10 protein-coding genes are annotated in these 10,244 nt (G+C 64.7%); 6 read left to right on the top strand and 4 right to left on the bottom strand.

The annotated features are described in order from the left end of the window. The 6 genes from AUR_RS18455 to AUR_RS18430 all read left to right on the top strand — a co-directional run. Positions 1-942, top strand: a 942-nt coding sequence (locus tag AUR_RS18455) for a DUF6421 family protein (RefSeq protein ID WP_128397230.1), incomplete at its 5' end; no start/stop codon positions are given. A 52-nt stretch (positions 943-994) separates the two neighbouring features. Further along, a complete protein-coding gene (locus AUR_RS18450) occupies positions 995-2,095 on the top strand; it encodes a threonine aldolase family protein (RefSeq protein ID WP_241650948.1) in 1,101 nt (366 codons plus the stop codon). A gap of 60 nt (positions 2,096-2,155) precedes the next feature. Next, a complete protein-coding gene (locus tag AUR_RS18445) occupies positions 2,156-2,815 on the top strand; it encodes a DUF3000 domain-containing protein (protein ID WP_021473089.1) in 660 nt (219 codons plus the stop codon). A gap of 59 nt (positions 2,816-2,874) precedes the next feature. After that, positions 2,875-4,200, top strand: a complete 1,326-nt coding sequence (locus AUR_RS18440; protein ID WP_062096194.1) for an HRDC domain-containing protein — start codon at positions 2,875-2,877, stop codon at positions 4,198-4,200. Positions 4,201-4,357: 157 nt separating this feature from the next. Continuing rightward, positions 4,358-5,623, top strand: coding sequence for a thiolase family protein (locus tag AUR_RS18435; protein WP_062096192.1), 1,266 nt, complete (start codon positions 4,358-4,360; stop codon positions 5,621-5,623). Next, a complete protein-coding gene (locus AUR_RS18430; RefSeq protein WP_062096190.1) occupies positions 5,620-7,764 on the top strand; it encodes a 3-hydroxyacyl-CoA dehydrogenase NAD-binding domain-containing protein in 2,145 nt (714 codons plus the stop codon). Before AUR_RS18435 ends, AUR_RS18430 begins: the two co-directional genes overlap by 4 nt. 77 nt (positions 7,765-7,841) lie before the next feature. Here AUR_RS18430 and AUR_RS18425 read toward each other — a convergent pair whose 3' ends face one another. From AUR_RS18425 to AUR_RS18410, 4 genes are read right to left on the bottom strand one after another with little or no spacing between them, the layout of a single operon-like run. Further along, complete coding sequence (locus AUR_RS18425) at positions 7,842-8,819, bottom strand: aldo/keto reductase (RefSeq protein ID WP_062096188.1); 978 nt, start codon at positions 8,817-8,819, stop codon at positions 7,842-7,844. Between the two features lie 43 nt (positions 8,820-8,862). Next, positions 8,863-9,090 carry a helix-hairpin-helix domain-containing protein gene (locus tag AUR_RS18420; protein WP_021473094.1) on the bottom strand — a complete coding sequence of 76 codons (228 nt, stop codon included), beginning with the start codon at positions 9,088-9,090 and terminating at the stop codon, positions 8,863-8,865. 32 nt (positions 9,091-9,122) lie between these two features. Beyond that, on the bottom strand, positions 9,123-9,683 hold the full coding sequence (locus tag AUR_RS18415; protein ID WP_021473095.1) for a hypothetical protein: 561 nt from the start codon (positions 9,681-9,683) through the stop codon (positions 9,123-9,125). Next, the gene (locus AUR_RS18410; protein ID WP_375338553.1) at positions 9,680-10,225 is read right to left on the bottom strand and encodes a DUF402 domain-containing protein; all 546 of its coding nucleotides are present in this window, start codon (positions 10,223-10,225) and stop codon (positions 9,680-9,682) included. The genes AUR_RS18415 and AUR_RS18410 overlap by 4 nt, the downstream gene beginning before the upstream one ends. Positions 10,226-10,244 lie beyond the last annotated feature (19 nt).

Genomic DNA, 10,244 nt, shown 5'->3' with positions numbered 1-10,244 from the left:
GCCGGCCTGGAGGGCGGCGAGTACTCGAACAAACTGTTCGTCCCGATCCGTTTCGTCGATTTCACCGCGGGCTACGACACCAACTCCGCAGTCCTGTTCCCTGAGACAGTGGCAGTCCGCCAGACCCCGACGTTCACGTGGGGCGCCATCTTCGCCGACCGCGAGGCAGCACGCTTCCGCCGCGTGCTCAAGGCTGCCGCGGAAACGACGTCGCTGGAACTGCCGGAGGATGCCGCAGAGCTGCTGGAGGACCAGGAGCTGACCCAGCGCACGTTCGTGATGTGGGACCTGATCCATGACCGCACGCACATGCGCGGGGACCTTCCGTTCGACCCGTTCATGATCAAGCAGCGCATGCCCTTCTTCCTGTACTCCCTGGAGGAACTCCGCTGCGACCTGACGGCGTTCCGTGAAGCCGTCCGCATCGAAAAGGACGAGGAAGCAGACCCCGATGCCCGCCGGCACGCGAAGCTCGTGCAGTACGCGGTCATCTTCGACCGCATCTTCCGCTTCGCCATTACCGGCAGCCGCGTGCGCAACTACGACGGCCTCGGCGGCCAGCTGCTGTTCGCCTGGATGCACCAGCACCATGTCCTGCACTGGACCGACAGCAAACTCAGCATCGACTGGGCGGAAGCTGCCGACGTCGTGATTGAACTGGGCGCCCGCATCGAGGAACTGTACTGGCGTTCCATCGACCGCCCCAAGACGGCTCACTGGCTGGCCGCCTACCAGCTGATTTCCGAGACCGTCACTCCGCATCCGGCGTCGGTGTGGGCCAAGGGCCCCGAGGCCCTTCCGCTGGCGGGACCGCCGCGGGCGCTCACCGACCAGGTCCTGGACGACGAGTTCCCCCTGTCCATGTTCTATGAAGCCCTGGAGAAGAAGATGCGCCCCGTCATCGAGTCCACCACGGGCATCACCGGCGCGACCGCGGCCTGATGCCCCATACGCATCCTGCCGGCGAAATAGACTTGAAAGCGTGAATGAACAAGTGACGAGCACTACACAGGCTATCCACCTTGACGGCAGCACTACGGATCACAGCCGGCTGCATGACCCCTCCGTGCGTGGCTTCGCCTCGGACAACTACTCCGGCGTGCATCCCGAAATCCTTGCTGCCCTGGCCGCAGCCAATGGCGGCCACCAGGTTTCCTATGGCGAGGACATCTACACGGCCCGGCTCCAGGAAGTCCTTGAGCAGCAGTTCGGGACGGGGATCGAATGTTTCCCCGTGTTCAACGGCACGGGAGCCAACGTGCTGTCCCTCCAGTCCTTGCTCCCCCGCTGGGGCGCTGTCATCTGCGCTTCCACGGCCCACATCAACATGGACGAGAACGGTGCCCCCGAACGGATCGGCGGCATGAAGCTCCTGCAGGTGCCCACCGAAGGCGGCAAACTCACTCCCGCGTTGATCGACCGTGAGGCCTGGGGCTGGGGCGATGAACACAGGGCCCAGCCGCTGGTGGTCTCCATTACGCAGACCACGGAGCTTGGCACCTGCTATACCCCGGAGGAAGTCCGTGCGATCGCGGACCACGTGCATGCCAAGGGCATGAAGCTCCACATGGACGGGGCACGGCTTGCCAACGCAGCCGCCCACCTCGACCTTCCGCTCCGCGCCTTCACCCGCGACGCCGGCGTCGACATCCTCTCCTTCGGCGGCACCAAGAACGGCCTGCTTTTCGGTGAGGTAGTAGTGGCCTTGAACCCCGAGGCAGCCCACGGCCTGAAGTACCTCCGGAAAATGAACATGCAACTGGCCTCGAAGATGCGCTTCATCTCCGCCCAGTTCATAGCCCTGCTGGATGACGGCCTCTGGCTGCGGTCAGCCGCGCATGCCAACGCCATGGCAGCGCGGCTGCGGGCAGCCGTCGATCAGGTCGACGGCGTTGAACCCACCCAGGCAACCGAGTCCAACGGCGTCTTCGCCATCCTGCCCGAAGGTGTTGCCGACCGCCTCCGCTCACAGTTCGCTTTCTACGATTGGGACGCTGCACGGCGCGAGGTGCGGTGGATGTGTTCCTTTGACACCACTGAGGAAGACATCGACGCGTTCGTGGCAGCCATCAGACGGGAAGTGGCTGCGGGATAACGGCTGGGTTCCGGGGCGGCGAGCCTGCACAGAAACGCCGCCCCGGACGCATAATCTGCCATGGTGAACGCCCTCTCACAGGTTCCCGCGGACTTCCTTTCAGCCCTGGGAACGCTACGAAAAGCACAGTGCCGCAGCGAACTGCGACTGGATGAGATCCCCGCCCCGGCACGGCTCGCGCCGTACGCCGTGGCTTTGGGAGCCGAAGTCTTCCGGCCCACGGCAGCCACCCGCCGCGTGCCGGTGCACGGTCCCGTGGCCAAGGCCTTCATCGAGAAACAGGGACAGCACCCCGGCGACAACGAAGACGACGAACTCGCCACAGGCCGCTTCATCCTCCTCTACGATCCCGAAGGGTCGGCGGTCTGGGAAGGTGAGTTCCGGATCGTCACCTATATCCGGGCCCAACTGGACGCCGACATGGGCAACGACGCAATGCTCGGCTCAGTGGCGTGGACCTGGCTGGTGGAAGCCTTGGAAAACCACAACGCGCAGTACAAAGCGGCCGGTGGCACGGCCACGCGGATCCTTTCCGAGAGTTTTGGGACGCTGGCAGACCGGCCGGACACCATTGACATAGAACTGCGGGCCTCATGGACACCGGCCTCCTCCGATGTACAGGCACACCTGGAAGCCTGGTCGGACATGGTGTGCACCTTCGCCGGCCTCCCGCCCCTGCCGCCGGGAGTGACGGGACTGCCCAACAGGAGGCTCAACTGAAGCCGCACTGCACCCCCGATCCGGCCCCGGCGCGCCGGACTCGGTAAGCTTAAGCAATCATGACCCCTGAAAAACTGGAAAAAACCACAACCGGCGACCCGGTTGCTGATCCCACAACCCACATCAAGGTGGACGGCTTCGACAGCCACGTTCCCGAAATCATCGAACTGGATTCACCGCGCGAAGGCGTCCCTCCGGTCATCGACACCATGGCCGGACTGGAGCGCTGCGCCGCAGCGATTGCCGCCGGATCCGGGCCTGCAGGGGTCGATGCCGAACGCGCCTCGGGCTTCCGTTACGGCCAACGAGCTTTCCTCGTCCAGATCCGGCGGGAAGGATCCGGTACGTGGCTGATCGATCCTGAACCGTTTGAGAACCTGGCCATCATCAATGACGCCCTCCGCGGCGTCGAATGGATCCTCCATGCGGCAACGCAGGACCTCCCATGCCTGTCCGAGCTCGGCATGTGGCCGGACAAGCTGTTCGACACCGAACTTGCCGCCCGCCTCGCCGGATTGCCCCGGGTAGGCCTGGCAGCCGTCATCGAGCAATTGCTTGGCTTCGGCCTGGCCAAGGAACACTCCGCCGCCGACTGGTCCACCCGACCGCTCCCTGAACCGTGGTTGCGGTACGCAGCACTGGACGTCGAGGTCCTCGCAGAATTGCGCGAAGAACTCATCGAACTCCTGGAAGCCGACGGAAAGCTGGAATTCGCCGAACAGGAGTTCGCCGGTATCCTCGCCGCCGGGATCGCACTTCCCCGCGTGGATGCGTGGCGCAAGACGTCGGGCCTCCACCAGATCAGGGACCGGCGGCAACTCGCAGCCGTGCGCGAATTGTGGTTGGAGCGGGACCAGCTGGCGCGGAAGCGGGACGTGGCACCGGGACGGCTCATCCCCGATTCCGCACTGGTGGCCGCCGCAAAAGCCCTGCCCACCACGGTCCCCCAATTGTTGGCCACCAAGGGATTCCACGGCAGGTCGGCGCAGCGGGAAGCACCCAGATGGCTCCGCTGCATCACCGCGGCCCGTATGCTGACCGAGCTTCCCCCGCTGCATCTGCCCACCAACGCACCGCCGCCGCCCCGCGTTTGGGCAGACCGCGATGCTGAAGCAGCCGCCCGCCTCGCCACTGCCCGGCCTGCCCTCCAGGAAAAGGCGGACGAGCTGAAGCTGCCGGTGGAAAACCTGCTGACCCCGGACTACCTGCGGCGGGTACTGTGGCGGCCGCCGTCGGAAGTCTCGCACCAGACGGTCGCCGACGAACTGCGCGCCCTGGGAGCCCGCGAATGGCAGATTTCGTTCGCCGCCCCGATCATCGTCGAGGCATGCCTGAACCCACAGCCGCTCCCGGCCAAGGAGCCCAAGCCCAAAGATTCTCCGTAACCGCCTGAAGGCCCGCGTTCATGAACCCCGGTTCGTGGATGCGGGCCTTTGCCGTATACGGGCCTTGCACGCAAAGTTACTGGTGAGTAACATTGCAGCAATGCCCTCCGGATTCCGCCCAGCGGTTCCGGCACCGTGTCTCAGCGAGGAGTTTCACATGAGTCCATCACGCACTGCGCAAAGAACCGTCCGCGACGTCGTCTTCGTGGACGGCGTCCGCACTCCCTTCGGCAAGGCCGGAGACAAAGGCATCTACGCCGGAACGCGTGCAGATGACCTGGTGGTGAAGTGCATCAGGGAACTCATGCGCCGCAATCCTTCCCTCCCGGCCGAACGCGTTGACGAGGTAGCCATCGCAGCAACCACGCAGACCGGAGACCAGGGCCTCACCATCGGCCGTACAGCCGCGCTTCTGGCCGGGCTCCCCCGGACCGTGCCGGGCTTCGCGATCGACCGCATGTGCGCAGGTGCCATGACAGCAGTCACGACGACGGCGAGCGGCATCGGCTTCGGCGCCTACGACGTCGTGATCGCCGGTGGAGTGGAACACATGGGCAACCACCCCATGGGTGCCGGTGCTGATCCCAATCCGCGCTTCATGTCCGAACGCCTCGTCGATCCGGCCGCACTCAACATGGGCAACACGGCCGAGAACCTGCACGACCGGTTCCCCGCCATCACCAAGGAGCGCGCGGACGCCTACGCTGCGTCCTCCCAGGCGAAGCTTGCGGCGGCCTACGCCGACGGACAGATCCAGGGCGACCTTGTTCCGGTGGCCACCATGAAGCCGGGCCAGGGATGGACCGTGCACTCCGTAGACGAGCCTCCCCGCCCGGGAACCACCGTGGAGGATCTGGCCGGGCTCAAGACGCCCTTCCGGGCCCACGGCCGGGTCACCGCCGGCAACGCGGCAGGATTGAACGACGGCGCCACCGTAGCCCTGCTCGCGGCCGAAGACACAGCGGGCGAACTCGGCCTCCCCGTAAAGATGCGCATGGTGTCCTACGCCTTTGCCGGCGTGGAGCCGGAGGTCATGGGAATCGGACCGGTCCCTGCCACCGAAAAAGCGCTGAAGAATGCAGGCCTGGACATCTCGGACATCGGACTCTTTGAAATCAATGAGGCCTTCGCAGTCCAGGTCCTGAGCTTCCTCGACCACTTTGGCATCGCGGACGACGATCGCCGGGTGAACCGCTATGGCGGCGCGATCGCCGTCGGACATCCCCTCGCTTCTTCCGGTGTCCGGCTGATGACCCAGCTGGCGCGGCAGTTCGAACAGGACCCTTCCGTGCGGTACGGCATCACCACCATGTGCATCGGCCTTGGCATGGGCGCCACCGTGATCTGGGAGAACCCGCACCACGCAGACTATGGAGCCACTTCCACCACCGATTCCACCTCCGAAGAAGGAGCCGCCGCATGAGCGCCAACGATTTCCAGAAGCTTGCCGCCCTGTTTCCGGACGAAGTGGTGACGCACTCCTATGTGCAGGACATCGAGCTTCCCGACGGGGCCGGGACCTTCGCCCTCATCACCCTGGACAACAGACTGGACCATTCCAAGCCGACCACCCTGGGGCCCAATACCCTCGTCGAACTTGGCGGCGTCCTGGAAGCCCTAAGGGACCGGGCCGCCAAGGGCGAGATCGTGGGCGTAGGCGTCACCGGGAAACCCTACTTCCTGGTGGCGGGTGCAGACCTCTCCGCGGTCAAGACCCTCAAGGAGCGCGAACACGGCCTGTGGATGGCCCAACTCGGCCACGAGGTCTACGGCACGCTCGTCAACCTGGGTGTCCCCAGCTTCGCGTTCATCAACGGCCTCGCCCTCGGCGGCGGGCTGGAGATAGCGCTGCAGTCCACGTACCGGACGGTGTCCACCGGCGCAGGCGCCTTGGCGCTCCCCGAGGCGTTCCTGGGCCTGGTACCGGGTTGGGGCGGGGTTTATATCCTCCCCAGGCTGATCGGCCCGGAAAACGCCGTGCAGGTCATGATCGGGAACGCCCTCAACAACAACAAGACGCTGACGGGTCCCCAAGCCTTCGAGCTGGGAATTGCCGATGCCATGTTCGAACCCGCCGACTTCCTTGAGCAATCCCTGGCTTGGGCCGCCGGGGTGATCTCCGGCCGTACCGCCGCCGACCGGCAGAACGCCGTCGATCCTGCCGACCCCGCCGTGGCAGAGCGTTGGGCCGCCGCCGTTGCCGCAGGCAGGGACTTGGTGGAAGCAAAGATCTCCAACGCAGCGCCCGCCCCGGGCAAGGTGCTGGACATCATGGAGGCCAACCGGACCATGACCCAGGCGGAATCGGCTGCCCTTGAGTGCCGGACGCTGGCGGACCTGATGCAGTCGGACGAATTCCGCGCCACGGTCTACGCTTTCCTGGACCTCGTCCAGAAGCGGTCCAAGCGGCCGGCCGGTGCGCCGGACCGGAAGCTGGCCCGGCCGGTTACCAAAGTGGGAGTCGTCGGTGCAGGCCTCATGGCCAGCCAACTGGCGCTCCTCTTCGCACGGCAGCTGAAGGTCCCTGTGGTCATGACCGACATTGACCAGTCCCGCGTCGACAAGGGTGTGGCCTACGTCCACGCCGAAGTGGACAAGCTGCTCGGCAAGAAGCGCATCAGCCCCGATGCCGCGAACAGGACGAAGGCACTGGTCACCGGATCGGTGTCCAAGGAGGCCTTCAGCGACGCCGACTTTGTGATCGAGGCGGTCTTCGAAGAACTCAGCGTCAAGAAGCAAGTCTTCGCCGAAGTGGAGGCGATCGTCTCCCCCGAGTGCATCCTGGCAACGAACACGTCATCCCTGTCGGTGACAGCCATGGCCGAGGACCTCCGGCATCCCGAGCGCCTGGTGGGCTTCCACTTCTTCAACCCCGTGGCAGTCATGCCGCTGCTCGAAATAGTGCGGGCACCGAAGACCGATGACGCGGTCCTCGCCACGGCCTTCGAACTCGCCAAGGGGCTCAAGAAGACCGCAGTCCTCGTCAAGGACGCTGCGGCCTTCGTCGTGAACCGGATCCTCCTGAGGTTGATGGGCGAGGTCATTGCCGCGTTCGACGAGGGAACTCCCGCACAGGTGGCCGACACGGCGCTGCGCCCCATGGGCCTGCCCATGACGCCGTTCACCCTGAGTGCCATGGTGGGATTGCCCGTGGCACAGCATGTCCAGGAGTCACTCCACGCGGCCTTTGGCGACCGCTTCCCGGTGTCGCAGAACCTGCAGAAGCTGATCGACAACGGCGTGAAGTCCCTGTGGGTTGCAGGCCCCGATGGTGCGCCTGTCCTCCCCGAAGAGACACTCGCCATTCTGTCCTTCGGCCAGAGTCCGTCCACCGGGGAAGAGGTCCTGCGCCGGACCCAGGATGCCCTCGCCGAAGAGATCGGGCTCATGCTGGCCGAAAACGTCGTGGCAGGTCCTGAGGACATCGACCTCTGCATGATCCTCGGTGCCGGATGGCCCATGTTCCTCGGCGGAATCACTCCATACCTGGACCGGGTGGGGGCGTCGGAGCGGGTCAACGGGAAGCGTTTCCACGCACCGGGGGTCGCCTCAGCGGCGCTTTAACCGCAGCAACGTCAAAGGCCGTGGACCCGTGGTCCACGGCCTTTGGCGTAGGCATTGTCCTCTGGTCTACCCAAGAACTAGAAGAGTGCAACCTTCGGAGTTTTCGGGAAAATGTCATCGAGTTCGTCCCGGTCGCTCTGCGAGGGCACCCAGCGCACGGCCCCGGCGTTTTGGCGGATCTGTTCCGGCTTGGTGGCCCCTGCGATGACGCTGGCCACGCACGGCTGGGCGGCAAGCCACGAGAAGGCAAGCTCCACCTCTGTCAGGCCGCGCTCCTTGGCGAACTGTCCATACCGGCCCAGCTGGTCCCAATCCGCGTCATGGACCAGATGCGTGCGGGTGTGGCTCAAGCGGGATCCCTCCGGGGCCTTCCCCGCCGAGTACTTGCCAGTGAGGAGCCCGTTGGCCAGCGGGAAGTACGGCAGCACGCCCAAGGAGAAAGCTTCGGCCGCGGGAAGGATCTCCAGTTCCGCACGGCGGTCCAGCAGGTTGTAGTGGTTCTGGGTCGAGATGAAGCGGGATCCACCAAGCTGGCGTGCCACGTACTCTGCTTCCGCCACCTGCCATCCGGCAAAGTTGGAGTGCCCGATGTACCGGACTTTGCCGCTGGTCACCAGATCATCCAGGGCCGCGAGGGTCTCGTCCACCGGTGTTGCGTGGTCCGGGGTGTGGTACTGGTAAAGGTCGATCCATTCGGTGTCCAAACGGCGCAGGGAAGCTTCCACGGCCCGCACAATGTACCGCCGGGAACCCCGTGCCCCGAAGTCCTTGCCGTTGGCGCCCTTCATGTCCATGCCGAATTTGGTGCCAATGACCACGTCCCCCCGGTTTCCCTTGAGGGCTTTCCCCAGCATCGTCTCGCTGAGGCCGGCTTCCCGACCATACGCATCGGCAACATCGAAGAACGTCACCCCGGCGTCGAGGGCGGCGTGGACTACCGCGTCCGTGCCCTCCTGGGATTCCGTAGGCGTATTGGCGCGGCCTAGGTTGTTACAGCCCAGCCCCACGACGGAGACGGTCAGTCCGGAGCGGCCAAGGCGTCGATATTCAGTCATGGCCCCAGCCTAGTACGTGCGGCCGGGGCACCGGCGCGGGAACTCAGTCCCCCCGGACGGCTCCGTAGGAGATGCCGGATTCTTCCATCGCATCCTCCAACTGGGCTATGGCCACGGGGCCCAATCCATGCAGTTTCGAGGCCTCCAGCCCACCGAACGCTGCCAACTGTTCCAAGGTTTCGATGCCCTCGTGGGCCAACGCCCGCCTGGCCGGAGCTGCGAGGCCCTTTGGCAGCGGCGTATGTCCGGGCCAGTTGCTTTTCTGTGGCATGGAACGGTCCCTCCTGGTGCGGTCGCTAGTACTTAGAGCGTAAAGCCAGCACCCTTCCGGGGCGAGTGCTTCAACTTAAACCCGGTCGGTTCCCCATGCGGGGCCGCTGCGATGCTGAGCTTGGTGAAATCAAGGTCCTCATTGCGGATACAGACTTTGATGGCGTTGACAGCCTTATTGACGTCCGGGCAGAGGCAGAAGATGTTCAACCGCGAGTTCCCTACCTCTGAGCGTTCCACCGTCCCGAGGCCCCGCCAGGCGAGCTCCGTGGTGAGTGCAGCTTTGGCGTTCCGTTCCAAGTAGCGGTCGCGTTCGGTGCCGTCCTTGGTCTTCAACGCGAACTGCGCCACCACCCAGAACTGTTCGGATGGAGGAATCTCCGCGTAGCCGTCCTCTTCGCACTGCGCAGCGAACGCAGCCATCAGTCCGTCCACCGAGGTGTCCTCCCCGATTTCCGATTCTTCGGTCCGGCTTTGGTGGCCGACCACGCCGTGGTTGACCACAAAGTGCCGGTCCTCGTCGTCGAACCATGCTTCGCGGAAATGCAGGACTCCGTCCTCATCGCGCTTGTACATGCGGATGATTCCGCTCATGCCCGTCCTTTCGTCAACCATTCGGCGCTGACGCTTCCTGGTGAGGCAACATCAAAGGGTGCTTCCATGGTGCTGACTGCTGCCAGGAGAACCGCGCACTCAGCGCGCATGGCTGAGACGGTTTCCCCGGGATAGCCCATGTGTATGCGGTGCTCTTCGAACTCATCCTCATCGTCGACGAAGACGCCACGGACGCTTGACCTGATCACGTCAAGGTCCATGTCAATCAGGTGGAACTCCGTCACGCCCGGGCGGATGGTCTTCCATTCATGGGCGGTGGCAAGGTCCACATAGATCCGGAAGTCGCCGGGGTACGTGTCGTCGTAGAACGTAGCAACGTACTCCCCTGTTCGGGGCACCAGCAGCAAGGCATCCGAGGCTGTGTAGAAGGCAGCTCCCGGGCGGGCACAGAATTCACCCTTGCCTTGGAAGATCCACCATCCGTGAATATCCTCGCCGAGGTATCTTCCCGGTACTACCCAGTGGGCCCTCCCGTCCCACTTCCTGTTCCGTGCCACCACCAGGTCGCCAGGCTGCAGCACTCCGGGTTCGCGTCCCCCG

The sequence above is a fragment of the Paenarthrobacter ureafaciens genome, assembly GCF_004028095.1.
Lineage (GTDB): Bacteria > Actinomycetota > Actinomycetes > Actinomycetales > Micrococcaceae > Arthrobacter > Arthrobacter ureafaciens.
Note: the sequence above shows the minus strand (reverse complement) of the source record. Positions and strands in the feature narration are given on the sequence as shown.

What these genes read in the sequence shown, in the direction of transcription:
- AUR_RS18445 (WP_021473089.1), top strand. Translation starts at nt 2,156, where the DNA reads ATGGTGAACGCCCTCTCACAGGTTCCCGCGGACTTCCTTTCAGCCCTG.
- AUR_RS18435 (WP_062096192.1), top strand. Translation starts at nt 4,358, where the DNA reads ATGAGTCCATCACGCACTGCGCAAAGAACCGTCCGCGACGTCGTCTTC.
- AUR_RS18440 (WP_062096194.1), top strand. Translation starts at nt 2,875, where the DNA reads ATGACCCCTGAAAAACTGGAAAAAACCACAACCGGCGACCCGGTTGCT.
- AUR_RS18420 (WP_021473094.1), bottom strand. Translation starts at nt 9,090, where the DNA reads ATGCCACAGAAAAGCAACTGGCCCGGACATACGCCGCTGCCAAAGGGC.
- AUR_RS18415 (WP_021473095.1), bottom strand. Translation starts at nt 9,683, where the DNA reads ATGAGCGGAATCATCCGCATGTACAAGCGCGATGAGGACGGAGTCCTG.
- AUR_RS18430 (WP_062096190.1), top strand. Translation starts at nt 5,620, where the DNA reads ATGAGCGCCAACGATTTCCAGAAGCTTGCCGCCCTGTTTCCGGACGAA.
- AUR_RS18425 (WP_062096188.1), bottom strand. Translation starts at nt 8,819, where the DNA reads ATGACTGAATATCGACGCCTTGGCCGCTCCGGACTGACCGTCTCCGTC.